The organism is Nocardia sp. NBC_01327, assembly GCF_035958815.1.
Taxonomy (GTDB): Bacteria; Actinomycetota; Actinomycetes; order Mycobacteriales; family Mycobacteriaceae; genus Nocardia.
The window spans coordinates 5,160,882-5,182,861 of sequence record NZ_CP108383.1; the positions used below are offsets into that span (position 1 = coordinate 5,160,882).

A 21,980-nucleotide genomic window follows, 5' to 3' on the forward strand; every position below is an offset into this window, starting at 1 on the left:
TCAGGGTGAAAGAGCGCTCAGTGTGGACCTGATCTGGAATGATCTTCAGCAAAGGTTCTGGCCGACAGGACTACCCGTGCTACCGGCGACCGCCGGCGCACGGAAGGTAAAGGGGTGTCACTTGAATATCAACGCCATGCGAGCGCGGCAATCCCGGCCGAGTGTGGCGCGCGTGTACAGCTACGTGCTCGGTGGACGAGACAACTACGGCGTCGACAAGAATGTCGGCGACTACTTCATGGGCGACTTGCCCGGGTCCGAGCAGCTCGCGATTACGAACCGGGAGGCTGTCCTCCGCGCTGTGCAAAGCATGGCGGCCGACGGCATTCGTCAGTTCATCGATATGGGGTGCGGGCTGCCCGCGGAGCAGAACGTCCACGAGGTGATCCGCCGGCTGCAGCCGGACGCGCGGGTCGTCTACGTCGACAATGATCCGTTTGTGGTCGCGCACGGGCGAGCGCTGCTCGCCATCGACGACGGCATCGAAATGGTCGAAGGCGATGTCAGCAAGACCTCCTGGATGCGTGAACATCCGGCGGTCGCGCGCCTGATCGACTTCGAGGAGCCGGTCGGTCTCCTCTTCGCGGTCACGCTGAGCTTCCTGGAGGACGAGGAAGATCCGGCGGGCGTCGTAAAGTACTGGGCCGCCCAGGTGCCGGCCGGTAGCCGAATCTACATCTCGCACTTCCGTTCCGGCCGTACCCGCGAGGCCGTTGCCACCGAACGGAAGATTCTGGAGGCCTTCGGTCACGGCCGCTGGCGCACCGATGAGGAGATCGAAGCCTTGTTCGGCGATCTGGAGCTGCTCGAGCCGGGCGTGACCCCGTGCGTGAAGTGGCGTCCGGTGTCCGATGCGACCGTGCACGAACTCAGCATCTGGGAGGAGATGATCGTCTCCGGGATGGCCCGCAAGGGCTAGTTCAGCACGGGCACAAGAGATTTCGGCCCCCGATCCGGCACTATCGCCGGGCGGGGGCCGTTTCTTTCACACGTGGTTCTCTACAGACTGAATGCCACCGACCGCAGCACCAGCGCGAGGATGAATACGATCGTGAATGCCAGATCGATCGCCAATCCGCCCGCGCGCAGGGGCGGCAGGACCCGCCGCACCGGCGCGAGAATCGGCTCGGTCAGTCGATGGGTGACATCGCGCGCCTTCACCGCCCACTCCGGCAGATTTCCCGACATGGAGATCCAGTCCAGCACCATCCTGGCCAACATCACCAGCACGAAGGCCGTCAACAGATATCCGAGCACCGCCCCGATGAGACTCATGACCAACTCCTTTGTGGTGGCCGTGCCGGCCGCCCTACCTGTATCAACGCGGGCGGTCGGTCTGAAAGTGCCTGGCTAGCCGCCTTCTCAGCGGACTGTCAGGTCGAGCCTGCGCAGTGCGAATCCGGACATACCGCTCAGGGGTCGACATTCCGCCGATCGTAGCGCGCAAGATCAGGGCTGACCGGCTTCCGACCGGCGTGTTAACGCTCTTCGAACGGTAGGTTCACTCGGCGCGGGAGGCGCGCCACATGGGCCAGAGCAGTGGTCCGCCGTTTGTCACATCGAGTTCGCCGGTCTTGTCGAAGCCGAATCGCTCGTAGTACGGCACGTTCTCGGGTTTGCTGGATTCCAGGTAGGCGGGGGAGCCCTCCGCATCGCAGCGGTCGAGGCGCGAGTTCAGCAGCGCCTGACCGAAGCCGCGTCCGCGCGCACTTGGCAGCGTTCCGATGATCGCGAGATACCAGTGCGGTTCGCGCGGGTGGGCCGCGGCCATGCGATCGGACATCCGGCCCGCCTTGATCAGGCGATGGCGGAATGCGCGCAGCAGGCTGGGAAACTGGCGGAGCAGATCACCTTCGGTGGCGTGCCACTTGCCGGGGGGAGACCACACGGCGGCGCCGACGATGACGCCGGAGTCGTCGAGCGCTATCTCTACACCACCGGCGGCAAAATACTGATGCCGGACCAGGCTGTCGAACATGATGGCCGCTCGCTTTGTGCGAGTACCGGTTTCGGGAATCAGCCAGGCGATGAGCGGATCGTCGGTGAAGGCGATTCCGAGCACCTCGGCGAGTGCGGGAATGTCCTCTTGCAAAGCCGGGCGAACCGTGACGTCCATGCGTTCACGGTACTGGCTGGACGTCGCGGCGGCTGGCATCACGCGGTGCCGGTGTCGCCGGGTTGCGCGGCGAGGTGCCGGGCGGCCGCGCAGATCGCCGGGCGAAGGGTGTCCAGATCCGCGTTGGGGCCCAACATCATTCGGCGCACCTGCGGCATGGCCAGACTCCAGCCGACCAATCCGAGGGTGAAGAACATGAGGCTGTTCGGATCCGGATGGTCCGGCGAGAAGGTCGCCTTCGCGGCGTCGATCTTGTTCGCGTAGTGCTGGGTGCGCGCTTCCTCGTCCGGCACCGGATTGTCACCCGTTTCGAGGGCTTCCCACAGCAGCAGGCGCATGGCCTCGGGGTGCGCGCGGTGGTAGTCGAAGAGGAGCCCGGCGTAGGCGCCGAGGTCGCCGTCGCTCGGCGAAACAGCCTCGGCGAGTTCGGACATGAGGTTCTCGAGCACCGCGGCGAAGAGCGCCTTCTTATCGCCGAAGTAGTCGTAGATGGCGCGCTTATTGGCCTGCGCAGTGGCCGCGATGCGGTCCACCCGCGCGCCCGCGACGCCGTATTCCGCGAACTCGGTGGAGGCCGCGGCGAGGATTCGCTCTTTGGTTGCCGTCGAGTCGTATGCCACGGGGACGATTGTAACGAACTGGTTCGTTTGACACCGGCAACACCGCCTGCCTAGCATTCGAACCAACCAGTTCGCTCGGTTGGAGAGACTATGAAGATCACTGATATTCACGCCCACGTGACGACCGATCCCGCCGCCCAGGTGGCGCGCGCCCGGAAGGCCGGCGTGGACCGCACCGTGCTGCTGTCCACCCGCATCCACCCGGAGGCGGCGACAACCCTCGAGGGTGTGCGTGCTGAATTCGCCCGTCTGACAGCCGTGGTCAGCGGTGCCGCGGCCTCGGTGGACGAGGTTCGGCGGGCGACCGCCGAGGTGATCGCGGCACTGGAGGCGCATCCTGAGGAGACCGTCGGATTCATCAGCGCCCCTTTGGTTCTCGGGGACACCGAGCTGAAGGAGTGGTTCGACGGATACCTGCGGCGGCCGGACATTGTCGGCATCGGCGAACTCACACCCGCTCCGAACCAGGCCGCCGGACTCGAGCCTGCCCTCGCGGTCAGCGCCGACCATGGTGGCGTGCCGGTGCTGGTGCACGGCTTCGCACCCAATACCGTCGATGACCTCCGGACCTATGCGGCACTCGCCGCGCGGCATCCCAACGTGCCGATCATCGTGGGCGCACTGGGCGGACTCAATGCGATGGAACTGATCGACCTGGCCGTCGATCGCCCGAACTTGTACATCGACCTGTCCAGTGCCCTACAGGTTTTCATGGTGAAAGCGGCAGCACACGCCGTCCCCGAACAATGCCTGTTCGGATCGAATACGCCCTACGGCGATGTGCTCGCGGCACGTGCCACGGTCGAGGCTGCCATCCATGATCCCGGCGTACTCCGGCGGGTGCTGGGGGAGAACTTCGCCCAGTTGATCAGCAACTGACCGCCCGGAGTGCAACGCTCAGTCGAGGGCGCGCGAAACTATAGGTATCGCTGAGTTGCTCACCAGAGGGGGATGAGATGGGCGCACGGATGGCATGGCATGCGGGAATCGCGGTTTGCATGATTCTGGGTCTCGCGGGGTGTGGGAGCAGTACGGATAGTTCTGGGCAGCCTTCGCAGCCCGGGACGGCCGTTGTCACGTCGGCGGTGGCCGGGGCGGGGACGAGTCCGCCGAGTGATGGAATCCCCGCGCAGACTGCGCAATCACCTGCGCCGTGCGGTTCCGGGCAGGTGATTGTCGGTGCCGCGGTCATGTCTCCGGGGATGGGGCATCGGGGGGTGCGGTTGAATTTCTCGGTTGTGCAAGCCAGTTCGCCGTGCACATTGAGTGGTTATCCCGGCGTCGACTCCGGGAGTGGGGGTCCGCTGCTGCATGCCGACCGAACGTTGCGCGGGTATCTGGGTGGCCTGCCCTCCGGGGACGACGCCATCCCGACGGTTGTGCTGGACGGCAGTCACAGTGCGCAGGCCGTTGTCGAGGGCGTGGCTTTCGATTCCAGGGGGAACGGCTGCCCGACCTACACCGACCTGCACGTCACCGCGCCGAATACCACCGACACCGCAACCGTTTCCGCACAGATCGACACTTGCCAGTTGCAGATCCATCCGGTGACCGCGCCGCAGTAGTCGCCACCGTAGGCATCCTTGGAACTTCCTTTCAGCTGACGCCGCTGTCGAAAGCTGCTCCGTGTTCAACACCGCCGACTGTGCGGCGGATGAGGTCGGCGACTGCTGTGGGGTGGGTGAGTTGTGGGACGTGTGCTCCGGGGAGGGTTATGAGCTCCTTCTGGAGTAATTCCGCTAATCGCCGTGCGCCCGCGGTGAGAAAATCCGCGGATTCGGCTCCGCAGGCGATCGTCAGCGGGACGGCCGGGGCGACGATGTCCACGGTCAATGTTCCCAGGCCTCGGAAGTCGATGCCCAGCAGGGTTTCCGCGTTTCCCACCATGCGCTCGAGCTGGACCGGGGAGAGCTTGGCATAACCGTCCTCGCCGTTCAGAACTCGCAGCAGCGTATCCGCCGCGCCCGCGAGGTCGCCCCGATCGATGAACGGCGCCACCACTTTTCGCAAGGACGAGTTCGCCTGAGCTGGGTCCGGGGACAGTGACGCTATGACCGGATCGTGCAGGATGGCGAGTCGGACCAATTCGGGACGGCGCAGGAGCAGGGTCAATCCGATGGCGCCGCCCAGGCTGTTGGCGTAGATCGCGCAGGGGCCGACTCCCAGCGATTCGATCAGGCCCGCGGAATCTGCGGCCTGCTCGTCCAGGGAGGTTGTTGTCCACCCTTCCGGACGGGGGCTCCGGGAATGGCCGCGGCGGTCGTAGCTGATGACCGTATAGGTATCGGAAAGCAGTTCGGCAACACTCTGCCAGGCGCCGCCGTCGCCGAACCCGCCGGAAATGCAGAGAATCGGCGGACCGTCTCCGCGCATCTCGTAGTAGATCTCCGCGCCGTTGACCGCTGCCGTCGCACGGACGGCCGAAGTGTTGTTCACGACCGCTACTCGCTTTCGGCCACGAGGGTGGCAGTGGTTGCCAGTTGTCGCGTCGCCTCGTGATCGTGGGTGGGTATGACGGTGGCGAAGTGCTTGGCCAGGTGGAGGCGGTGCAGTGTCTTGAAGGTCTGCTCGCGATCGGTGTCGACGAAATTGCCCGGGAAGCTGGATTTTTGACGGATCTTGTCGATTTGCAGTGTGTGCCAGGCGGCGTCGCCCGCGAGCAGGATCCAGCCGCGCTCGGTATGGGCGAGAACTCCGATGCTGCCGGGCGTATGACCCGCCAGGTCGACCAGCACAATGCTGCCGTCGCCGAACAGATCTCGGCTGCGGGTGAAGGTCAGCACCGGCGGGCCGTCCAGGTCGTATTCGACGACCGGCCGATCCAGCAGCGAGTCGCGCACACCGCCGACCGGGGCGATGGGGCCGCTGCTGACCCACTCCAGTTCCGGCCGGTGCATATGGATCGGCAGGCCGGGCATATCCAGCAGTCCGCAGACGTGATCCCAGTGCGCATGCGTGGGCAGCGCGAATTCCGGTGCCGGAAGCGCGGGTTCGAGGCCCAGCGCGGTGATGGTCGCGAGAGTTTCGGCGGGCGGGCGGACCACACCGCGCAGTGCGGCGGGCAGTTGTGCGATCGCGCGGTCTTCCGCATCGAGGCAAACGCTCGGATCGACGACGAACGTCGCATCCGGATGCTGCACGATGAACGAGGTCAGCGAGTTGGTGATGCGCCGGGGCGCGAAGGTTCCCTCCACGATCATGGCGGTGGGCACCACCCGCGGAGCCTGCGCCAGCGCGGTCACGCGCACCGTGCGGCGCGCGGCGGGCAGACCGGCGTCGGTGACGGACCGCAGGAATCGCTCATCGACCGGTCGCGGTCGTATCGCGCCCCGCAGCAGGCCGGTTGCCGCCGCGCAGCATTCGAAGAAACTCGGGCCGTGTACTGGATCGGACATATTCTCGCTCTCCGTTCACCGTCCCCGGCGGACTGGTGTGGCGCCGGGTTCCGTGGAAGGCTAAAACTTAAGGTCGACATGAAGTAAAGGGGCAATCGTGAGCACGATGCAGGATATGAAGATCGGGGATGCCGCAGCCGCCCTCGGCCTCGAGGCGCATGTGCTGCGGCATTGGGAATCGGTCGGCCTGCTGCAGCCGTCGCGCAGTCCCTCGGGACATCGCAGCTATGACGAGAACAATCTCGACGTCGCCCGGTTGATTCTGAAGCTGCAGCGAACCGGGCTGTCGCTCGGCCAGATTCGGCAGCTCGGCCTCGGTGAGTACGACGGGCGGCTGGCCCTGATCGCGGACAAGCGCGCCGAGATCCAGGAGCAGATCGTCCTGCTGCGGGCGACGGATCGCTTCCTGGAACATCTCACCGAATGCCGGCATCGGGTCGTGGCCGACTGCGCCGAATGCTCGGATTTCAGTCGGGCGAACCGCAGACGCCGGCCGTTGCGCTGATTCGGTTCACAGCGTGGTGACCACGACGGGTGCGCCGTGGGCGGGCACATGGGTGATATTGCGAATTCGAGAGTGCTCGTCCGTGGTCCCGGCAGGCAGCGACAACCGGTAGTGGGTCAGCAGTTCCCGCAGTACCGCGGTGCCCTCCATGAGTGAGAACCCCGCGCCGAGGCAGCGGCGCACGCCGCCACCGAACGGCAGCCAGGTATTCGCGGCCACCGAACCGTCGAGGAAGCGCTCGGGCCGGAAGTCGGTGGCATCCGGGAAGCTGTCGGTCCGCTTGTGCGCCAGCAGAATCGAGGTCGAGACGACGGTGCCGCGCGGCAGGTCCAGGCCACCGATCGTCATATCGCGCGCGAGCCTGCGCCCGGTAGCGGCGATGACGGTGCGCAGTCGCATGGATTCCTTGAGCACCGCCTCCAGATATTTGTCGTCACCCTCGTGCGCGGCGGCGCGGGCGGTGTCCTGAATATCGGGATGCGCGGCGAGTTCGTGGCAGGCCCAGGACAGCGCCGAGGCCGTGGTCTCGTGCCCCGCGAGCAGCAGGGTGATGAGCTGGTCGCGCAGCTCCTCATCGGTCAGTGCCGCGTCGGAAGGATTCTCACCGGACCCGACGGCGAGCAGCCGGGAGAGCACATCGGCCCGCTGATCGAGATCGGGATGCGCGCGGCGCTGGGCGATCTCGGTGTAGAGCAGCTCGTTCATGGCGTTCTGGTTGTCGCGGAAGCGCTTCCACGGCCCGAAGCCCTGCAGCCGCGGATACTTCCAGCCGAAGAAGAGTTGCATTCCCGCATATCCCGGCATCGAGGTACGGAATTGCCTTGCGGCCAAAGGGTTTCGGTCTACGACTACCTTCCCTACGATTCCCTGAGTTTCCTGGGGATTCCCACCTTGCGGCTCGAAATCCCGAAATTCCGGCCCTCATAGTTGGAGCCGAAGATGGAGCGACGTTCCCGCACATTCCCGGAGATTCCCGCGCGACGAACCTGCTCGCCCCGGCATCCGCGGCGGCTCTCGCGCTCGGCCGAGCACGGCCGTCGCGCCCGCGCCGGCGCCGCGGCAGCCCAGCGTGTCGACTCATCGACACGCCAGCGAGATTCCGAACCCCGCAACCGATCGGCAACCCCAATCCGTGGCTGCATCGATGCAAGGAACTCACCTCGTGAGCGCCCCACACGTGAGCGAATGCCAATGGTGCGGGAGCCGATTCAAACTCGTGTCCAGGCACTCCCCGGCCCTCTACTGCGGACGAACCCACAAGACCGCAGCCGAGAAGCGCCGCCACCAAAACCGCATCCGAGGCATCCGACCGTGTCCGGAGCCCGACCTGCCGACCGAATCCCACCGCGGCCATGCGATCGCCGCCGCAGGGCGCCTCGGCACTCGCTACGACGAATGCGTCTGCGGGAACTACCACGTAGCAGAAAGAGCAAGCCAGTGAGCGAAACCCAGATCCGCAGAGCCCAGCCCGGTGAGCGATGCACGTGTGGCCGGCAAGCCGTACAGGTGTTCCTCACCGACCACGGCGAAACCGGTTACTGCGGTCAGCCCGACGGCGGCAAGCCTGGGCCGTGCGTGTTCTGCGGAAGCACGGAGCGGCACCAGGGTAGGTGCCCGGAGTACGTGATCGCGGGAACCGCCATATGACCGCACGCGCAAGGCCGCCGCACGACAGTAGGCTGGTTCGTGGCGGTGGGGTGGCGAGGGGAAGCCCGTCGTAAGTCCGTGGGGTCGGGGGCCGACCGGGTCATGCCGCGCCGTAGCCGAGCGACACTGCGACTCCACCCACCGAACCCCACCGCCATCCACGTAGCGGGTTGAGCGGCCACTGTTTTCGCTGCTCAGGGCGCGGAAGAAATATTATTACCGGCTGCCGCCGTGGGGTATCGGGAGCTGCAATTCAGCCGTTATCGCGGCGCGCCGACGGGCGGCGAGGGACGAGGCAGTTCGTGAGCACCGCCGGTCCGACGGCAATGAGTAATGCGAGGCCCCGGGCACTAAGGAGGGGGATACGGGGCCGCCCCCCGAAATCATCTCTGCCAGGAGCAGGGGCGGCACCGCTCTCATTGAGTGGATACGAGGATCCGCAACGATCGTACGGTGAACCGGCCGGGCCCGGAACCTGTTACGCGGCGGCGCGGATCAACCGCACCTTGATAACGTGCACCGGTCAAACATGCTGATGTGATCAGCGTGGGCGATTACCCCCGACCGAGCCCCGGACCGTCGCACGCGGGCCGGGGCTCGATTGGTGTGGTGAGGGGCGGACGTAACACCTTGAGTAGCAGGGCGATTGACCAGAAGAAGCCCTGACGCGAGCCCCCTACGGGTCAGGGCTTCGCTTATGTGAATAGGCGCCGACTCCACACGCTCCAGTCAGGCAAGTCGCCAGTATCTCGCGAGTGTGTCTCGGTCGATGTGGCCCGGAGGCTCGGTTGCGTTGAGGCGGATGCGTGCCCGCGCAACGCGAGCGCCATCGCCAATCGGCATCAGTACTTCGACAGTAACGTTGTCGGCTTCCAAGAAATCCCCCGGGAACTCGGAGGTCAGAACGTCTGACTGGGCCTCGACGAACAATACGTCCGGACCGTCGGCAAATAGACCCGCTGGCTGCACCGATACTCCACTCGGAATCGGTTGGGGCGGATAGTCGGCACCGCCGCGACGGTTTGAGCTGAAATCCACCTTGTAGCAGTCGATTACAGCGCCAGAACCAGTGCTGAACTTCGCTGACCAGAGGTGGCGGGGCAGGAGAATGCGTGTGCCTGGCTCAATATTCAAGTACAGCTTGGCGCTGAAGATAGCGCGATAGCTCTCTTCCCGTAGGCGGTTCCCGCCGTGCCTCACCGCAGACTCGTAGAGCTCGAGCTCCGGTTCGAGAAGCTGCAAGTCAGGTGCCACTGCCGAAGCGGCGAGCATCGACAGCAGCTCGTGGCGTTTGGCGGACCGAGTCCGGGTGCCGTCCCTCCAGGGAACACCTGCCTCAGACCAGACATGGTTGGGTGTCTTCACCATGTAGGGCGCGCGATCGGTCTCGAAGTACAGGCACACCACCACACCGTGCTCGGTGTGCACGACGATATCGGTCAGATCAGGGATGACGTCGAACGCGAACTGCTTCTGCATCTGCACCCACCACGATGCAGGGTCCGTCTTGTCCTCGAGCTCGACTACTCGATGATCATTCTCTGACAACCCAACTATCCAGAGGATCGGATGGCCGCCGGCAGCATTCGCCGTGCCAGCCAGCTGTGCCGCCTTGTCTAGTCCCGGCCACTTCGCTTTGGCCTCGACGAACGCGTCCTCGGCCCTACCGCCGCCGACCACATGGTTCACGACGGCAATCACCTGTGCCTCGATGCGAGTCTTGTTCACAATCAATGAACCTACGGGCCAGCGTTTGAGCGACCCACCCAATTGAAGCTCAAGCCCCATTGGTCGGCAAGATATGCGTACACCTCGATCGGCTCAACCTGCGGCGAGCGCGATCAGCGCCTGTGCGGTGCGCTTGTAGTGGGTCAGGCCGTCCCCGAGCGCCTGCCGGTCACGCGAGCTGTCGAGGTTGTACACCTTCACCTCGATCGGGTAACCGGTATCGGCGACCTTCCATACAGTCCGGGGCTCGCAGCCGTCGTTGAGGGCACGGTAGGCGTCGGTGACCGCTCTGCCTGCGGGGGAGGAGAACCGGGCGACCAGCTCATGCTCACCGGTCGGGTCGATCGCGGCCAGCACGGGGGTGATCGTGGTCAGGGCGCCTGTGCGCAGCGCGGTGGTGGTGCTGAGGCCGTTGCGGGCCACGCACTCCGCCGGCGCCGCGAAGATCCGGACCTTGGTGATCATCTTGCGTCCCTGCGGGGTTGCGGCAGCGCGAGCGACCGCTGTACGGGCTGCGGCAGCGACACGGCGGGCGACGGTGAGCGCGAATTTGGGCATGACAGAACCTCAATCGGGTTGGGGGAGTGGCGAAACGGTGTTCCGAGTGGTCAACACCGCGCCCGGGGTGTGCCGGACGCGATATTCACTACTGGGACGTGGTGCGGGTCAGTGGCCGGTGCGGCGGGCGGCCCTCAACGCGGCGAGATCATTCACTCTCATCCCACCCAACCGGTTGTTTGTCCTCCGGGAGTGCCTCCACAGCCCGCGCCACCCGGCGGGCCGCAAGGCACATCAGCTCTTCGGTGTGCTCCACCTGCGCGGCCGAATGGGCGTGCTCCCGCGGGTCGAGCTGCGCCTGCACGTAGCAGAGGGCGGCATGCGCCAGCGCGTCTCGCGCGGTGACGAACTCATGCATCGCCGCAGCGTTGCGCTCGTACGTGTCCTGGGCGGGGGCCAGGACACGGTCGTTGTAGGCAAGGGTCAGGGCTTCGTCACCGGGCCGTTGCTCCCCGAAGTCGACGCGATACTGGGCGTCCGCGAATTCCTCGGCGGTGGGGGTCGGGATGTTCTGGTCGGATCGGTCGCGGTCGAACATCTCGGCGAAGGTCATCAGGACTCCGTGCGCAGGATGTCGATGATCGCCTGGAAGTCGCCCCGGCTGAGCTTTTCCTCGAACTTGTCGACAGTTACGTCGTAGAGGTAGCTCTCGTCCGGTTCGCCCTTGGCGAGGACGTCGTTGTACCAGGCCATCACCGGTGCCACGACGGCCCTCAGTTGGTCCAGCTTCTGTTCGGCTGTCGCTTCATTCTTGGTCGGCATGCTCGTATCTCCTTGTGTGGTAGAGGTTTCCGTTGTCAGAGTGCTGGGCGGATGAGCCATTCGAATTCGGGTTCGGTGATGCTGCCGCCGATCTGGGCGCACATGACCCCTTCAGTGTTCGCGGGCCATACCTGCAGTCGTGCACCCTCGAGGTCCTCACGGACGATGTCCATACGGTCGCGCATGCTGTGAGCGGCGGTCACCCAGGGGAGGTGGTAGGCGACGGTCTCGAAGGTCTGTGTGAAACGGTCGTATTCGAGCAAGTCGAACACGGTGGGGTTGTTCATCGGGTGACGCTCCGATTCGGGGGAGGGCGCGGGGACGCAAGGACTAGGAATTCTGTTCGCCAGCGAGCATCAGGGCCCACCGGCGGAGGTTCCTGCTGGTGAGGGGGAGGCTGAGCCGCTGAATCTGGGCAATGACCTTGTGGGCGAAGGTGCTGTCGTATTCGTGGCCGGTCAGGAACCAGTGCGCAGCGGCGGTATCCATCTGAATCTCCTTGGGCAATCGGTGTCTAGTCGGCGAACGACGCGAAGAAGTCGTCGGCGTCGGCCCAGGCTTCGGTGGGCGCGGTGGGGTCGTAGTCGGCGTCGAGGGCGGCGATGTGATCGAGGCGTGCGTTCCAGACGGTCGCCTGATCCCAGGCTTCGGCGATTTCCAGGGCGAGCTTCTGGGCACCGGAGGCCTTGCGGATAGCGAACTTGGTCTGGCGGCGATTCATCTCGATCTCCCTCGTCTCAGTAACTCTATGTAGCAAACACTACATGTAGCGAACGATGCACCGCAAGAGATGGACTGTACAAATTTCGACATGTAGCGTTTGAGTCATGACGTTGACTCCAGAGGACGCCGAAGCAGACCTAATCGCTTGGCGCGCAAACGATGAGAGCCGGGACGAACGAGTCCGACGCGCTCACCATGAGGCTGGACTCAGCATCAACAAGATCTACACCTTGACCAAGATTAGCCGCAGCACGATCTACCGCATCCTGGAGAAGTGATGACCAACCCCGGCGAGGGCGTCACGTTCCTCGTGAACCGCCAAATCGGCCGTCACACTGGCCCATTCACTACACGCTTGGATGCCCTGCTGGCCTTGAGCATCGTTGAGCGGTCGGGCTGGACACCGATGGACAGCAGCGAGTTCGACGCATATCTCGAGGAGCCACGCTCGTGACTACCTCCGATGCCCTGTCCCGGTTGGCCGCCGGCCTCACCGAGGAGGATGCGGCGGCGAGCGCTGTGCGGCACGGCGAATGGCGCCACGTCATCCGGAATGGTACGAGCGAAGTGCTTGACTCCGACAACGACATGGTTTCGTACACCCAATACGACATGGTCACGAACGAGCACATCGCCCGCCAGGATCCGGCGACCACGTTGCGCCGAGTGCAGGCGATACGGCGGGCAACTGCCGAAGCGCAGGGCATCCTCGAAGCCGTCAGCGACGACGGGCGCTTCGTATTGGTAGTGAACTCCGTGGAGGCCATTCTCCGAGAGCTGGCCTCCATCTACACCGACGACGAGACGGAGGGAACCCCGTGTTCGGATTGACAACGAGTGGCCGCTTCCGGGCGTGGGGGTTCTACTCCATAGCCGGATGGCTGGCAGTGTTCGCAACCGCGAACCTCATCGTGATATTCGGCGGTCAGCAACCCCTGACCGCGCTGATGATCAATCTCGGTGCGGCCGCGCTGATGCTTGCCGTGTGCGCATACCTCGCACGTGTGCCCAAGGCGGCGAAAGACCTCGTACAGCTACATGCCGCGCTGACTCGCAAATGCGCGGAGCTGACCCGGAACCGCAACCCGTATCTCGCTGTCGGCGCCTCACGAACACCGGCAGTCCATGTGGAGAGGATGCGGAAATTCCTTGTCCCGACCTATCAGGTCACGGTGGGGGAGCCGTCCGATGACTCGGACTACGACCCGGTCACGATGCGGAACGTCAACTTCCTCACCGCCTGCTTCTACTCCACCTCACCCGGCGTCGCTGATGTACGAAAATTCACCGAGGTGGCATCGATGCAAGGCAATGACCATGTGACGTTGATGGATGCGCCTCCCGCCGAGACTCCACTCCGGTACGCGGTCAAGATGCTCAGGGCCTCAAGGGAATTGAACTTCGCAACCGTCGAGGAATTGGCGGAGATCATGGCGATACTCGACAAGGCTGAGCCGATCGAGACGGAAGGTACGAACCCGTGAGCACGAAGATCACCCTCGAGATCACCGTTTGGGACGACGACGAATTGGGGGAGGTAGAAGAAGCCGTGCGGGATCTGGCGGCTGATGCGGAAGCGGATGGATGTGCTGTGCGGGTGATGATCGACGGCATCCCTGAACCGGCGCTCGGCCCCGACGACAGCGGGTATGGCGGCAGCAGCTACTTCGCTCACGCCATGGGTAAGGATTGATGCGAGGGAGGATCACGGCATGAACTGGCGGTGTCGGATCGGAAGGCACGAATACCAGCGTTTCAACTACACCCACATAGCTTGCTCCGTCGACAATCGGGAGTACGGCAGTCATGGGGTGCGCCGTTGCGTGAAGTGCCGGCCGCCCGTGGCGCTGCGAGGTCAGCGGTGCGCATGCCTTCTCACGCCTCGACCGCCGCACCCAGCGCTCGTAAAAGCAATCGAAGCGCTGGGTGGAGGATCGGCCGCATGAGCACCATCGAGGAATTCATCGAGGCCCGGATCGACATCGAAGAAGCAACGGCGCGGGGAACAGTTCAGGCGTCGCTCTCGTGGCAGAACTTCACGATGGATGGCGAGCTGAGGGACAGCGACAATGCGGGCACGATCATGATGTGCGTCGCCGATGAGGATCGGCAACACATCGCCCACCACGACCCGGCTCGCGTGCTGCGGCAGTGCACGGCCCTGCGGGCAATACTGCGTGTTCACCGACCCGATGGCGACCGAGAGTGCGTGGGGTGCACGCGGAACGACCGCGCGGGCGAACCGTCGTTCGTTCCGATCGGCGAATGTGTGGAGCTGCGGACACTCGCCGCCATCTGGCCTGATCACCCGGACTTCCAGGCAGAATGGGTGGCATGACCATCGAAGAGTTCATTCAAGATCGACTCGATGAAGATGAGCAATCCGCGCCGAATGGCGACGATCCTGAGACCTGGTTTCTGCGGGTTGCGGCGTACAGGGCTGCGCTACGTTTTCACGCCAGCCTTACCGAGAGTGACCAGAACCGCTACGTCGATCTCGTGCTGCGGCCCTTCGCGGCGATCTGGGCAGCCCACCCGGACTACCGCTATGAGTGGGCTGTCGACGGAGGAGGATCGAAGCCATGAGCTTCAATCTGTCGTGCATGTACTGCGGTGGAGCGATCGCGGTGTGTGAGAAGCACTGGACCATCGATGGCAACATCGTGGAGGTTGTCGGTGCCACGTCGACCGGGTATCGCCACATCGAAGGCCCGGACTCGCCTCGTGATCACGGCGCGTACCCAGGCGATGAGGTTAATCGTCGCAGTCTGTCCGATCAGCCGCCACGCACCGCGCAGATCCGGCGAGGCCCCACCGGGCGGCGCTGAGCGGGAGGATTCAACCCATGAACGACCAGACCTCGATCGCTGAGATCGCAGCGGCGTTGGCCGAGGCGACAGGCTCGATCTATACCGTTCGCTGCGAGACGGCAGCCTGCCGGTGGGCGGTACATGCGGGCACACCCGAGAAGGCTCAGGCGGACTACGCAGAGCATCTGCGCACCAGCCCCCGGCATACCGGCGGGAAGTGGATCGACCGCGATGGGCGTGAGCGCCGGGGGCTCGAGCCGTGAACAGCCCAGAGGATCCGATCCCGTGGCACGAGCGTGAGCATCTCCGCGACCGTGAGGAACAACAGCGCCGCGACAACGCGCTCGGCCGCCTGGACGCCGGCCTCCCCGGCGAGGACGTCACCGCGGCGTTGCAACGACTCGCGGACTACCTGCGTATCCAGTTCGCCGAGGACAAGGCCGCGGCCGACGACTACTCGGACTGGGCCAGTGGGACATCCGTGGGGGAGCCACTGAAGCGGGCGACCCGCGGGCAGGATCGATCCGGCCTGGAGGTCGCGCTGATGCTTCTCGTGGGCAAGCCGCAGGACTAACCCTCTACGGCTGCGTCCATCCACCCATACGGGTTGTTGCGGGCAGTGTCGGCGAGACGCGCGAAGCACCCCGGGCACAGCATCCAGTTCTCGCCCGTCGGGGTCGTCCTGCAGTTCGTGCATAGTTTCACGTCGTCAGCCACCCGGGGATCGTAGCCAACCGCGGTGACGCGCTCGGGCACCGAATTCGGCGCGGCGCGGGACAACCCAGCACACACAGACTGGCGGTCCGATGGGCGACGACCGGCCGCGGCCCCGCGAATAACTGCGCGCCTCACCACACCGCGAAAACGGCGTGATCGGCCGACCGGTGAAGGTCAGTGCCACCGACTAGGCTGCCGATCATGGAAGGGCAGATACCTGTCCCGCTACGCACGCTGATCTTGCTGGTGACCGCCGCCCGCAACAGCGGTACCGACCCCTGGACGGCAGTGCAGGCCGTGGTGCGCCCGTCTCCGTCGCGCGAGGTCGTGGCCGCGATCGAAGCACTGCTCGATTCCCCCGAGGTCGCCCACGAACCGGGGATGCCGGCGGCCGTCGTGTTCGCACGCATCGCGCTACCTGCAATTTAGGCGCGACTCGAGATCTGCGGCGTATCGGCGTACTCTCGCATCCGAAGTCAATACTGTGGTTCCGCGCAACAACCTGTTAGTCGGAAGCCGGTCCGGAAATCCCCCCTCCGCGACCGGCTTTCGGCGTTTCCGGACCACACGATCCGCTCGTCAGTGCGCAGCGTTGTCCTCGGGCGGGACCCAGTAGCGGATTCGTGCACTAGCGACAGCCGCAGCACGATGGGCCAGGGCGCGATGCCACAACGCCGGAAACGGCAAGTCCGGCCAGTGTGCTCGAAACTCGGCATCCTTGCGGTAGGTCTCGATGACCGGTTCGGCCATGTCCGCGCACGCGAGAACCAGGCCGCTCACCACCTCGCGGGTCTGGGTTTGGATCTCGAGCAGTTGACGCACCGCATTCGGGGCCGGGGTCTGGTCGCCGAATTCCCACCGCAGGACCGTGCGTTCGGCGTACCCGGTGTGCGTGGCCAGCCATCCAGCGGTGAGGCCGAGATATTCACGCAAGCAACGGAATTCGGCACTGGTGAGCGTCTGATCAGACATCGGAGTCTCCATCGGTGAGGGCGTGGCGGACGTGGCCGAGGTAATCCAGGGCGCTGGCGCGATCGGGTGTGCCATCCGGCCCGTTCTGCAAGCGCACGACGGCCAGCGGCGTGCCGTCGATCTCGAGATGCAGGGTGGCGGGGCCGACGGCTGCGGCGAGAGCGCCGGCGGCCGCGGCGAGCAGCTCGGCGCCGGCCGCGGCCCGCTCGGGCTGGGTGTCGGTGGAGGTGGAGGTGGTGCGGCCAGCGGCGGTATCCACGGTCAGGGTCCAGGTGTGCATGGGGTCCTTCTTCGGCTCGGGGCGAGGCGGGTTGTTGTGGTGATGGTGCGGGAGCGGTCGAACAGAATGCGCGAGCGGGCCGCGCCCGATCCGGAATCTGTGGATCGGGCGCGGCCCTGTGGATTACTTCTTGCCCTTGGGGGTTTCGAGCGGGCGCTGGTAGTCGGGCCGCGTCGGATCGGCGCGCCATCTGCCGCCATCGGAGCACACCACCACGGCCGTGCGGTGCGCGTCGCGCAGCAGCTCGACGGCCGCGTGGTAGCCGGTGTGGTCGAGGATCTGGAAGGTCACCGGGCCCATGTGCAGGTCCACCCAGTGCACGGTGCGCTTCCATGTCTGGTTGTAGGCGCTGCGGTGCACGACCGCGTAGTCGGTGGGCCAGGTCCAGGTCAGAGCGAGAGTGGCGACCGGGAATTCTCCGGCCGGGGGCGTCTGCGCGGGCGCGGTGTTGTCCACGTTCATGAGCAGTGCCCGGGCGGCGGCGAAGCCTTCCAGGACGGTCGCTGCGGCGGCGGCAGTGAGGAAGCGGAGCGCGATGCCGCCCCACACGACGGTCACGGCGGCTTCGGAGGTGCGGGCGTGCACGACGTCGATGCGGCCGGTCTGCGGTCCGGCGATACGGGCGGTGGTGTGGGTGAGGATGACTGCTTCGCGGGTGTGGATGTTGCCGGTCTTGCTCATGTGACGGTCCCTATCGGGGTGCGGGTGTGGCCTGTGCCTGCCCTATGTCAGCTATCTTATGTCATGAATCATGACACGGTCAAATTGGGGGGACCTCTTGCCGAGTACGCAGAGGAACTCCGACAGTTGCGACTCTGCGTCGGATTCCCTTGAGGCGCTGCGGATTCACTCCACCGCGCGCACCGATGCGGCATGATTGTGTTTGCAGGAAAGTTTCTCCAGCGAAGGGCAGGACGTGGCGGAACAGCCCGATCCGACCGTGTACATGTCGCGCATCCACACCCCCGGCTGCGCCTGGGCATATACGTCGGATTGTGATGATCAGTTCGCCAAGCTACGCGCCAAGGACCCTGAGGCCGCCGAGTTGCTGGCAGCCAAAGCGCGTCGCGCGTACACCCACGGCTTTCCAGCAACAACAAACAACGAGAACCCGCAGACCAAGGGCTACCCGACACATCGGTGCCCGGTCGGCAAGCAGGTTCAGACCCTGCCGGATGTGAAGTTCAACGAACAACGCCCTATGCCATGGGCTGGGGAGCTCTACGTCATGTCTGAAGACGAGCGCACCATGTACCGGCTGTACTTCATCGAGCAACGCCCTGCCTGGAAGGGCACAACCACCCAGATCGTCGGCAGTGGAATCGGCGCGAAGCCGGTGAGCGAATCGGTCGGCTGGGTCAGCGCCAACCAAACCCGTGACATCCATGACGCAATGGACTCGGGAGTCACGACCTGCGAAAACGTGAAGACCCGATGGCGGCGCTGGGACTCAGCTTGATACCGTTTGCGTTTTAACGCATGCGAGAGTTCCTTGGGTAGGGCATTCTGTGGTCAGTGAAGGGAGAGACGCACATGGAGATGTTTCCAGGCATCGAGAACCCAACCGATCGTGACCGTGTAGGCCTAGTTGTCGCAGAGGAACAACTGAACCTGATCTTGGGACTGCGCGCGATCAGGATCCAGCGCGGGCTGTTGGTCTCCGACGTGGCGGAGGAAATGGGCATCGACCCGTCGCAGGTCTCCAGGTTCGAGAGCGGTGGCACGAATCCAACTTTCTCGACCGTGCGCCGCTACGCGAAGGCAGTGATGGGCGTTTTTCATGTCGAGACCCGAGCCTGGGAACAAGATCAAGCAGCAGTCACCGAAGGCGCGACCATGGTCGGCAACCTGTTCGCACCACCTCGCCATGCAGGGCAAGCACATGGCCATCCGACCACATTTGTCGGCTTGAACATGCATGTCGAGGTTGCTCAGTGACGCTTGCGAAACGCGCCAACAGCGGCGACGTGATCTGGATGCGCCGTTCTGTAGCGCGACTGGAAAACGTCCCCAGCGACCGTGCGGCTGAGACCAAGATGTATTCGGCCGGCGTCCGCCTGATCGTCGGGCGAGACCTACAAGGGAACAACGCCCCCATCCTCGATGTACGGGTCAGCATCGAGATCAAGGATTCCCTCTTTGAAGCCTTCTTCGACGTCAAAGCGAGGTTCGTGTTCGGCGGCGACCGGAAGATTCCCGAGGAAACCGAGCTCCGGGACTTCGTTCGCGACTACGGCATCGACTATGCGTTCGGCTTCATTCGTGCTGCTCTTGCCGACGATCTTCGAGTATTCGGTTTGTCTCCCGCGATCCTGCCACCGACGGCCCTCGACGACGCAAAGGCCTCAGAGCTGACGCTCGTGCATTCAGAAGACATAATGTCCTACGAACCGCAAGCCTGATCGCAGGAACAAGACCTTCCGCCAGCACTGCGTGCTCCTGCTCTCCGCAACCCTCAGCGGGGCCGCAGTTGTGTGGCGACTCGAGACCCTGCGCGAAATCGCCTAGCCTGCGACCCATGGGCAATCGCATCGGTCCGTGTACCTTCCCGAACTGCGCTGACAACCACGGCACCCCGTACCTGACCAGCCTCGGTATGTGCGAACCGTGCCAACGCCGGTTAGCGCGGACGCTCGGCTGGTTGGTCATGGACTGGGTGGGCATCCACACCATGTTGCCGATGCCAGCACGCCGCGGCCGGCAGGAACGGCGAACCGTGCAGAAGGTGTTCGGCCATCCTGCCGAGTGGGCGTCCGATACTGCTGCCGAGATCGGTGTCGTACTCAACGAAACCCATGACGCCCTCGCTGAATATCTCGGGGACACCCCGCCGCCTCACCCGGGGATCACCGAACGGTTGCGTGTGCGTGCTGCGTGGGACTACCTCGAATGCCGTGTCGACCGGCTTGCTCTGACCGATTTCGGGGGAGACGCTGCGACCGACATGCGGGACCTGCACAACAAAGTGCGTTCCCGGCTCGGGTTGACCCGTCCGCGGCAGTTGCTGCCCACCCCGTGCCCTGTGTGCGAACTACGCACACTATTCCGGTCGATCGATATCGGGCGCGACTACATCGAGTGCGGAGGGTGCGGGCATGTAATCCATGAAGAGCACTACCCGTTCTATACGCGGATGGTGCTCGACACGATCCTGGACAGCGCCGCCTGATCGGCTACACATGTTATGTTCGTGCCAGAGCGATACGTATGCCCCAACGAACCCCAGCTGCATGTCCAGCTGGGGTTTTGCCGTGAAAGGGGACCTGGATTGGCTGGCACAGCACTCGATAACACGGCCGGAATCGAAGACCTCATCACCGCCGCGCAAGCCGCGAGCTTGTGCGGGGTGACCATTGCGGCGATAACCAACTGGGTCGCGCGCGGGCACCTCAAAGAATCTGGTCTCGATGAGCGAAACCGCAAGCTGTACAAAGTGATTGACGTCGCGAAAGCAGAGCGTGCGACCCGCGACCATCCGGCCGCACGCAATCGTTGGGCGTAGCCTCCGGCGCCCCTCAAATCTTGCAGCGTGTCAGCAGTCCCTCGATTCCAATGTCCCTGCCCGGATTTGGCTCGTTCCTGCTGCGCGCTGCAACACCTCGGTCCGTGGCTCAATCAGAAGTGCCATCCGGTGCCGCGGCCGGCCGGACGATCTTCAACGCGCTCGGGCGTGACATCACTGGTGCAACACGGGCGGCGACCTGATTGGCGCTCATGTGCTGCCGCGCGGCCCGCATCGTGCCGTGCAGCTGTTCTTCGGCCGCCTGCACCGCATGCACAGCCTTATCGAGTTCCACCAGGGCGCGGTCACGGTCGTTCATCATCGGTCCCGATCAGTTCGTCGATACGGGTCTCGCGACCCTTGGCCCACAGTTGCGCCAGCCGGTAATTCGGTGATGTTTCATCGGCGCCGGCGTACGGGTTGCTCGCGCCCGGGTCGGTCGCCGACTGGACGCCTTCCCAATACGCGTGGCGCATATCCTCTGCGCGGCTCACCGCAAGAAGTCCGCACGGGCGGCGCGCAGCGCGTTCGCGCGTGAGGGAGACAGGAACTCGGCCCGGTACTCCGCGATCGAGGTACGGCCGTTGGTGTCCCACCAGGCGCGCAGTTCTTCGCTGGCCATCTTGGTGGCGCGAGCCTCACTGCCGCTCCACAGGTCGCGGGGGTCGACGTCGGCGCGCTCACCGGCGGCCGACAGCAGGTAGCCGTTGGTCGCGTGCTCGGCGCGCAGCCACTCGGTGTACACGTGGTCGCGGAATGCCTTGCGGGACAGTTCATCGAACGAGCGGCCCGTGTAGCCCTGCGAGCGCAGGTGAGCGATAGCGGTGCGGCGCCGCTGAGTCTCGACGCGCACCCCGTACGCGCGCTCGGTGGCGTCCTCATGGGTGACACCAGCGGCGATGAGCTTGTCGTAGGCGGCCTCACGACGGGCCACGCGAGCGGCGCGCGCCTTGGCCAGCCGGATGCGGTGCTGATCTTCGATGACGAGCCGGTCGAACAGCTCGTAGTCCTCGGTGCGCAGCGCGCCCTCGATCGCGGCGATGAACTCCTCATCGGTGAGGTGAGCGAACTCGCGGGTGGTGCTGGCGGGGGCGGTCTTCGTTGTCATGCCATAAGACTACGGTCAAAACATTGACCAGTCAATAGGTTGACCAGTAAATCTGTTGACCACATCGCTGGTCTGTAGCTCAACCGGCAGAGCAGCCGCCTTTTAAGCGGCGGGTTCCGGGTTCGATCCCCGGCAGGCCAACTTGCAATCCCGACGTTTGATAACCCCTTGTCCGGATGGATGTTCCGGCGTCAACTCGACACCAGGAGCATCCATGCAGAACATCTCTATCGGCCGGTACAAACCCGAACGCGCCTTCTACTGCCTCGACCTCGACACCGACGGCAACGAAATCGGGCGGACGAAAGTCCACGGCTGGGCCGGCTGGATCGAAGGCGTCCGCGCCGACGGATCAACCTGGATCATGTACCTCGACGACCAGGGGAACCCCGACTACTACTGGGCGCACCGAGACTCGGGCGGCGGCGTGATCGGCGACCCGGTGCTTCTCTCGCCTACTTGCCTACAGCGGTCCGATCCCACTGAAGGCCAAACGAAAACCTAACTCGGACCAACTTGGGCGATGCCGCCGCACTG

The 21,980-nt window shown here is 64.6% G+C and carries 40 protein-coding genes and 1 tRNA gene; 22 read left to right on the forward strand and 19 right to left on the reverse strand.

The features are described 5' to 3' along the window. Positions 1-121 precede the first annotated feature (121 nt). Complete coding sequence (locus tag OG326_RS23450; RefSeq protein ID WP_327139259.1) at positions 122-919, forward strand: SAM-dependent methyltransferase; 798 nt, start codon at positions 122-124, stop codon at positions 917-919. 80 nt (positions 920-999) lie between these two features. Here the strand turns inward: OG326_RS23450 and OG326_RS23455 are convergent, their stop codons facing one another. From OG326_RS23455 to OG326_RS23465, 3 genes are all read right to left on the reverse strand, one after another. Then, positions 1,000-1,275: a YggT family protein gene (locus OG326_RS23455; protein WP_327139260.1), complete on the reverse strand. Its 276-nt coding sequence runs from the start codon at positions 1,273-1,275 to the stop codon at positions 1,000-1,002. A gap of 226 nt (positions 1,276-1,501) precedes the next feature. Further along, positions 1,502-2,116, reverse strand: a complete 615-nt coding sequence (locus OG326_RS23460; RefSeq protein ID WP_327139261.1) for a GNAT family N-acetyltransferase — start codon at positions 2,114-2,116, stop codon at positions 1,502-1,504. A gap of 38 nt (positions 2,117-2,154) precedes the next feature. Next, positions 2,155-2,736, reverse strand: coding sequence for a TetR family transcriptional regulator (locus OG326_RS23465; protein ID WP_327139262.1), 582 nt, complete (start codon positions 2,734-2,736; stop codon positions 2,155-2,157). Positions 2,737-2,826: 90 nt separating this feature from the next. On the opposite strand from OG326_RS23465, the gene OG326_RS23470 reads away from it, so the two are divergent. Continuing rightward, positions 2,827-3,615 carry an amidohydrolase family protein gene (locus OG326_RS23470; RefSeq protein ID WP_327139263.1) on the forward strand — a complete coding sequence of 263 codons (789 nt, stop codon included), beginning with the start codon at positions 2,827-2,829 and terminating at the stop codon, positions 3,613-3,615. 119 nt (positions 3,616-3,734) lie between these two features. Next, a complete protein-coding gene (locus OG326_RS23475) occupies positions 3,735-4,301 on the forward strand; it encodes a DUF4232 domain-containing protein (protein WP_327146563.1) in 567 nt (188 codons plus the stop codon). 31 nt (positions 4,302-4,332) lie between these two features. Here OG326_RS23475 and OG326_RS23480 read toward each other — a convergent pair whose 3' ends face one another. Together OG326_RS23480 and OG326_RS23485 are read right to left on the reverse strand one after the other, a co-directional pair. Beyond that, a complete protein-coding gene (locus tag OG326_RS23480) occupies positions 4,333-5,172 on the reverse strand; it encodes an alpha/beta fold hydrolase (RefSeq protein WP_327139264.1) in 840 nt (279 codons plus the stop codon). A gap of 5 nt (positions 5,173-5,177) precedes the next feature. Further along, positions 5,178-6,131, reverse strand: a complete 954-nt coding sequence (locus OG326_RS23485; protein ID WP_327139265.1) for an MBL fold metallo-hydrolase — start codon at positions 6,129-6,131, stop codon at positions 5,178-5,180. Between the two features lie 106 nt (positions 6,132-6,237). Between OG326_RS23485 and OG326_RS23490 the strand changes: the two genes are divergently transcribed. Further along, positions 6,238-6,636: a MerR family transcriptional regulator gene (locus OG326_RS23490; RefSeq protein WP_327146564.1), complete on the forward strand. Its 399-nt coding sequence runs from the start codon at positions 6,238-6,240 to the stop codon at positions 6,634-6,636. A 6-nt stretch (positions 6,637-6,642) separates the two neighbouring features. Here OG326_RS23490 and OG326_RS23495 read toward each other — a convergent pair whose 3' ends face one another. From OG326_RS23495 to OG326_RS23530, 8 genes are all read right to left on the reverse strand, one after another. Next, complete coding sequence (locus OG326_RS23495; RefSeq protein ID WP_327139266.1) at positions 6,643-7,440, reverse strand: cytochrome P450; 798 nt, start codon at positions 7,438-7,440, stop codon at positions 6,643-6,645. A 1,572-nt stretch (positions 7,441-9,012) separates the two neighbouring features. Then, positions 9,013-10,011: a hypothetical protein gene (locus OG326_RS23500; protein WP_327139267.1), complete on the reverse strand. Its 999-nt coding sequence runs from the start codon at positions 10,009-10,011 to the stop codon at positions 9,013-9,015. A 93-nt stretch (positions 10,012-10,104) separates the two neighbouring features. Beyond that, entirely contained in the window at positions 10,105-10,569 is a 465-nt protein-coding gene (locus OG326_RS23505) for a hypothetical protein (protein ID WP_327139268.1), read from the reverse strand. Between the two features lie 148 nt (positions 10,570-10,717). Further along, positions 10,718-11,122, reverse strand: a complete 405-nt coding sequence (locus OG326_RS23510; RefSeq protein WP_327139269.1) for a hypothetical protein — start codon at positions 11,120-11,122, stop codon at positions 10,718-10,720. After that, positions 11,122-11,331 carry a hypothetical protein gene (locus tag OG326_RS23515; RefSeq protein ID WP_327139270.1) on the reverse strand — a complete coding sequence of 70 codons (210 nt, stop codon included), beginning with the start codon at positions 11,329-11,331 and terminating at the stop codon, positions 11,122-11,124. The genes OG326_RS23510 and OG326_RS23515 overlap by 1 nt, the downstream gene beginning before the upstream one ends. 35 nt (positions 11,332-11,366) lie before the next feature. Next, complete coding sequence (locus OG326_RS23520; protein WP_327139271.1) at positions 11,367-11,618, reverse strand: hypothetical protein; 252 nt, start codon at positions 11,616-11,618, stop codon at positions 11,367-11,369. 43 nt (positions 11,619-11,661) lie between these two features. After that, complete coding sequence (locus tag OG326_RS23525) at positions 11,662-11,820, reverse strand: hypothetical protein (RefSeq protein ID WP_327139272.1); 159 nt, start codon at positions 11,818-11,820, stop codon at positions 11,662-11,664. Positions 11,821-11,845: 25 nt separating this feature from the next. Next, positions 11,846-12,052, reverse strand: coding sequence for a hypothetical protein (locus OG326_RS23530; RefSeq protein WP_327139273.1), 207 nt, complete (start codon positions 12,050-12,052; stop codon positions 11,846-11,848). Between the two features lie 106 nt (positions 12,053-12,158). Between OG326_RS23530 and OG326_RS23535 the strand changes: the two genes are divergently transcribed. The 11 genes from OG326_RS23535 to OG326_RS23585 all read left to right on the forward strand — a co-directional run bounded on the left by OG326_RS23535 (position 12,159) and on the right by OG326_RS23585 (position 16,010). Then, positions 12,159-12,332 carry a helix-turn-helix domain-containing protein gene (locus OG326_RS23535; protein ID WP_327139274.1) on the forward strand — a complete coding sequence of 58 codons (174 nt, stop codon included), beginning with the start codon at positions 12,159-12,161 and terminating at the stop codon, positions 12,330-12,332. Beyond that, positions 12,332-12,508, forward strand: coding sequence for a hypothetical protein (locus tag OG326_RS23540; RefSeq protein ID WP_327139275.1), 177 nt, complete (start codon positions 12,332-12,334; stop codon positions 12,506-12,508). Before OG326_RS23535 ends, OG326_RS23540 begins: the two co-directional genes overlap by 1 nt. Continuing rightward, positions 12,505-12,885: a DUF6221 family protein gene (locus OG326_RS23545; RefSeq protein ID WP_327139276.1), complete on the forward strand. Its 381-nt coding sequence runs from the start codon at positions 12,505-12,507 to the stop codon at positions 12,883-12,885. The genes OG326_RS23540 and OG326_RS23545 overlap by 4 nt, the downstream gene beginning before the upstream one ends. 56 nt (positions 12,886-12,941) lie before the next feature. Next, positions 12,942-13,538: a hypothetical protein gene (locus OG326_RS23550; RefSeq protein ID WP_327139277.1), complete on the forward strand. Its 597-nt coding sequence runs from the start codon at positions 12,942-12,944 to the stop codon at positions 13,536-13,538. Next, the gene (locus tag OG326_RS23555; RefSeq protein ID WP_327139278.1) at positions 13,535-13,747 is read left to right on the forward strand and encodes a hypothetical protein; all 213 of its coding nucleotides are present in this window, start codon (positions 13,535-13,537) and stop codon (positions 13,745-13,747) included. The genes OG326_RS23550 and OG326_RS23555 overlap by 4 nt, the downstream gene beginning before the upstream one ends. 249 nt (positions 13,748-13,996) lie before the next feature. Continuing rightward, positions 13,997-14,392 (forward strand): DUF6221 family protein, encoded by a 396-nt coding sequence (locus OG326_RS23560; RefSeq protein ID WP_327139279.1) that lies wholly within the window; start codon positions 13,997-13,999, stop codon positions 14,390-14,392. Next, positions 14,389-14,640 carry a hypothetical protein gene (locus OG326_RS23565; protein ID WP_327139280.1) on the forward strand — a complete coding sequence of 84 codons (252 nt, stop codon included), beginning with the start codon at positions 14,389-14,391 and terminating at the stop codon, positions 14,638-14,640. Before OG326_RS23560 ends, OG326_RS23565 begins: the two co-directional genes overlap by 4 nt. Next, entirely contained in the window at positions 14,637-14,882 is a 246-nt protein-coding gene (locus OG326_RS23570) for a hypothetical protein (protein WP_327139281.1), read from the forward strand. The genes OG326_RS23565 and OG326_RS23570 overlap by 4 nt, the downstream gene beginning before the upstream one ends. A 17-nt stretch (positions 14,883-14,899) precedes the next feature. Further along, the gene (locus tag OG326_RS23575; RefSeq protein ID WP_327139282.1) at positions 14,900-15,127 is read left to right on the forward strand and encodes a hypothetical protein; all 228 of its coding nucleotides are present in this window, start codon (positions 14,900-14,902) and stop codon (positions 15,125-15,127) included. Further along, positions 15,124-15,438 (forward strand): hypothetical protein, encoded by a 315-nt coding sequence (locus OG326_RS23580; protein ID WP_327139283.1) that lies wholly within the window; start codon positions 15,124-15,126, stop codon positions 15,436-15,438. The genes OG326_RS23575 and OG326_RS23580 overlap by 4 nt, the downstream gene beginning before the upstream one ends. A gap of 344 nt (positions 15,439-15,782) precedes the next feature. Beyond that, positions 15,783-16,010 (forward strand): hypothetical protein, encoded by a 228-nt coding sequence (locus OG326_RS23585; RefSeq protein WP_327139284.1) that lies wholly within the window; start codon positions 15,783-15,785, stop codon positions 16,008-16,010. Between the two features lie 150 nt (positions 16,011-16,160). Here OG326_RS23585 and OG326_RS23590 read toward each other — a convergent pair whose 3' ends face one another. The 3 genes from OG326_RS23590 to OG326_RS23600 form a co-directional block, all read right to left on the reverse strand. Further along, positions 16,161-16,553: a helix-turn-helix domain-containing protein gene (locus OG326_RS23590; RefSeq protein WP_327139285.1), complete on the reverse strand. Its 393-nt coding sequence runs from the start codon at positions 16,551-16,553 to the stop codon at positions 16,161-16,163. Further along, complete coding sequence (locus OG326_RS23595; protein WP_327139286.1) at positions 16,546-16,833, reverse strand: hypothetical protein; 288 nt, start codon at positions 16,831-16,833, stop codon at positions 16,546-16,548. Before OG326_RS23595 ends, OG326_RS23590 begins: the two co-directional genes overlap by 8 nt. A gap of 123 nt (positions 16,834-16,956) precedes the next feature. Next, entirely contained in the window at positions 16,957-17,514 is a 558-nt protein-coding gene (locus OG326_RS23600) for a hypothetical protein (RefSeq protein WP_327139287.1), read from the reverse strand. A 202-nt stretch (positions 17,515-17,716) separates the two neighbouring features. On the opposite strand from OG326_RS23600, the gene OG326_RS23605 reads away from it, so the two are divergent. The 5 genes from OG326_RS23605 to OG326_RS23625 all read left to right on the forward strand — a co-directional run bounded on the left by OG326_RS23605 (position 17,717) and on the right by OG326_RS23625 (position 20,335). After that, positions 17,717-18,292 carry a hypothetical protein gene (locus OG326_RS23605; RefSeq protein ID WP_327139288.1) on the forward strand — a complete coding sequence of 192 codons (576 nt, stop codon included), beginning with the start codon at positions 17,717-17,719 and terminating at the stop codon, positions 18,290-18,292. A 74-nt stretch (positions 18,293-18,366) separates the two neighbouring features. Beyond that, complete coding sequence (locus tag OG326_RS23610; RefSeq protein ID WP_327139289.1) at positions 18,367-18,771, forward strand: helix-turn-helix transcriptional regulator; 405 nt, start codon at positions 18,367-18,369, stop codon at positions 18,769-18,771. Then, positions 18,768-19,235: a hypothetical protein gene (locus OG326_RS23615; protein WP_327139290.1), complete on the forward strand. Its 468-nt coding sequence runs from the start codon at positions 18,768-18,770 to the stop codon at positions 19,233-19,235. Before OG326_RS23610 ends, OG326_RS23615 begins: the two co-directional genes overlap by 4 nt. A gap of 116 nt (positions 19,236-19,351) precedes the next feature. After that, positions 19,352-20,002: a hypothetical protein gene (locus tag OG326_RS23620; RefSeq protein WP_327139291.1), complete on the forward strand. Its 651-nt coding sequence runs from the start codon at positions 19,352-19,354 to the stop codon at positions 20,000-20,002. A gap of 99 nt (positions 20,003-20,101) precedes the next feature. Continuing rightward, positions 20,102-20,335 carry a hypothetical protein gene (locus OG326_RS23625; protein WP_327139292.1) on the forward strand — a complete coding sequence of 78 codons (234 nt, stop codon included), beginning with the start codon at positions 20,102-20,104 and terminating at the stop codon, positions 20,333-20,335. A gap of 109 nt (positions 20,336-20,444) precedes the next feature. Here OG326_RS23625 and OG326_RS23630 read toward each other — a convergent pair whose 3' ends face one another. Genes OG326_RS23630 through OG326_RS23640 form a run of 3 tightly spaced genes read right to left on the reverse strand, consistent with a single transcriptional unit; the run spans position 20,445 to position 21,443 of the window. After that, positions 20,445-20,654 carry a hypothetical protein gene (locus OG326_RS23630; RefSeq protein WP_327139293.1) on the reverse strand — a complete coding sequence of 70 codons (210 nt, stop codon included), beginning with the start codon at positions 20,652-20,654 and terminating at the stop codon, positions 20,445-20,447. Next, the gene (locus tag OG326_RS23635) at positions 20,641-20,829 is read right to left on the reverse strand and encodes a hypothetical protein (RefSeq protein ID WP_327139294.1); all 189 of its coding nucleotides are present in this window, start codon (positions 20,827-20,829) and stop codon (positions 20,641-20,643) included. Before OG326_RS23635 ends, OG326_RS23630 begins: the two co-directional genes overlap by 14 nt. Further along, a complete protein-coding gene (locus OG326_RS23640) occupies positions 20,826-21,443 on the reverse strand; it encodes a hypothetical protein (protein WP_327139295.1) in 618 nt (205 codons plus the stop codon). Before OG326_RS23640 ends, OG326_RS23635 begins: the two co-directional genes overlap by 4 nt. A gap of 68 nt (positions 21,444-21,511) precedes the next feature. Between OG326_RS23640 and OG326_RS23645 the strand changes: the two genes are divergently transcribed. Then, a tRNA-Lys gene (locus OG326_RS23645) sits at positions 21,512-21,584 on the forward strand. Positions 21,585-21,657: 73 nt separating this feature from the next. Continuing rightward, positions 21,658-21,948, forward strand: coding sequence for a hypothetical protein (locus OG326_RS23650; protein WP_327139296.1), 291 nt, complete (start codon positions 21,658-21,660; stop codon positions 21,946-21,948). Positions 21,949-21,980: the final 32 nt, after the last annotated feature.

Excerpts from the sequence above, each read along its gene's own strand:
- OG326_RS23485 (WP_327139265.1), bottom strand. The coding sequence starts at position 6,131 with ATGTCCGATCCAGTACACGGCCCGAGTTTCTTCGAATGCTGCGCGGCG.
- OG326_RS23505 (WP_327139268.1), bottom strand. The coding sequence starts at position 10,569 with ATGCCCAAATTCGCGCTCACCGTCGCCCGCCGTGTCGCTGCCGCAGCC.
- OG326_RS23590 (WP_327139285.1), bottom strand. The coding sequence starts at position 16,553 with ATGTCTGATCAGACGCTCACCAGTGCCGAATTCCGTTGCTTGCGTGAA.
- OG326_RS23455 (WP_327139260.1), bottom strand. The coding sequence starts at position 1,275 with ATGAGTCTCATCGGGGCGGTGCTCGGATATCTGTTGACGGCCTTCGTG.
- OG326_RS23610 (WP_327139289.1), top strand. The coding sequence starts at position 18,367 with ATGGAGATGTTTCCAGGCATCGAGAACCCAACCGATCGTGACCGTGTA.
- OG326_RS23460 (WP_327139261.1), bottom strand. The coding sequence starts at position 2,116 with ATGGACGTCACGGTTCGCCCGGCTTTGCAAGAGGACATTCCCGCACTC.
- OG326_RS23585 (WP_327139284.1), top strand. The coding sequence starts at position 15,783 with ATGGAAGGGCAGATACCTGTCCCGCTACGCACGCTGATCTTGCTGGTG.
- OG326_RS23470 (WP_327139263.1), top strand. The coding sequence starts at position 2,827 with ATGAAGATCACTGATATTCACGCCCACGTGACGACCGATCCCGCCGCC.
- OG326_RS23535 (WP_327139274.1), top strand. The coding sequence starts at position 12,159 with ATGACGTTGACTCCAGAGGACGCCGAAGCAGACCTAATCGCTTGGCGC.
- OG326_RS23515 (WP_327139270.1), bottom strand. The coding sequence starts at position 11,331 with ATGCCGACCAAGAATGAAGCGACAGCCGAACAGAAGCTGGACCAACTG.
- OG326_RS23495 (WP_327139266.1), bottom strand. The coding sequence starts at position 7,440 with ATGCCGGGATATGCGGGAATGCAACTCTTCTTCGGCTGGAAGTATCCG.
- OG326_RS23560 (WP_327139279.1), top strand. The coding sequence starts at position 13,997 with ATGAGCACCATCGAGGAATTCATCGAGGCCCGGATCGACATCGAAGAA.
- OG326_RS23565 (WP_327139280.1), top strand. The coding sequence starts at position 14,389 with ATGACCATCGAAGAGTTCATTCAAGATCGACTCGATGAAGATGAGCAA.
- OG326_RS23650 (WP_327139296.1), top strand. The coding sequence starts at position 21,658 with ATGCAGAACATCTCTATCGGCCGGTACAAACCCGAACGCGCCTTCTAC.
- OG326_RS23530 (WP_327139273.1), bottom strand. The coding sequence starts at position 12,052 with ATGAATCGCCGCCAGACCAAGTTCGCTATCCGCAAGGCCTCCGGTGCC.
- OG326_RS23575 (WP_327139282.1), top strand. The coding sequence starts at position 14,900 with ATGAACGACCAGACCTCGATCGCTGAGATCGCAGCGGCGTTGGCCGAG.
- OG326_RS23540 (WP_327139275.1), top strand. The coding sequence starts at position 12,332 with ATGACCAACCCCGGCGAGGGCGTCACGTTCCTCGTGAACCGCCAAATC.
- OG326_RS23490 (WP_327146564.1), top strand. The coding sequence starts at position 6,238 with ATGCAGGATATGAAGATCGGGGATGCCGCAGCCGCCCTCGGCCTCGAG.
- OG326_RS23600 (WP_327139287.1), bottom strand. The coding sequence starts at position 17,514 with ATGAGCAAGACCGGCAACATCCACACCCGCGAAGCAGTCATCCTCACC.
- OG326_RS23510 (WP_327139269.1), bottom strand. The coding sequence starts at position 11,122 with ATGACCTTCGCCGAGATGTTCGACCGCGACCGATCCGACCAGAACATC.
- OG326_RS23620 (WP_327139291.1), top strand. The coding sequence starts at position 19,352 with ATGGGCAATCGCATCGGTCCGTGTACCTTCCCGAACTGCGCTGACAAC.
- OG326_RS23525 (WP_327139272.1), bottom strand. The coding sequence starts at position 11,820 with ATGGATACCGCCGCTGCGCACTGGTTCCTGACCGGCCACGAATACGAC.
- OG326_RS23595 (WP_327139286.1), bottom strand. The coding sequence starts at position 16,833 with ATGCACACCTGGACCCTGACCGTGGATACCGCCGCTGGCCGCACCACC.
- OG326_RS23630 (WP_327139293.1), bottom strand. The coding sequence starts at position 20,654 with ATGAACGACCGTGACCGCGCCCTGGTGGAACTCGATAAGGCTGTGCAT.
- OG326_RS23640 (WP_327139295.1), bottom strand. The coding sequence starts at position 21,443 with ATGACAACGAAGACCGCCCCCGCCAGCACCACCCGCGAGTTCGCTCAC.
- OG326_RS23520 (WP_327139271.1), bottom strand. The coding sequence starts at position 11,618 with ATGAACAACCCCACCGTGTTCGACTTGCTCGAATACGACCGTTTCACA.
- OG326_RS23475 (WP_327146563.1), top strand. The coding sequence starts at position 3,735 with ATGATTCTGGGTCTCGCGGGGTGTGGGAGCAGTACGGATAGTTCTGGG.
- OG326_RS23570 (WP_327139281.1), top strand. The coding sequence starts at position 14,637 with ATGAGCTTCAATCTGTCGTGCATGTACTGCGGTGGAGCGATCGCGGTG.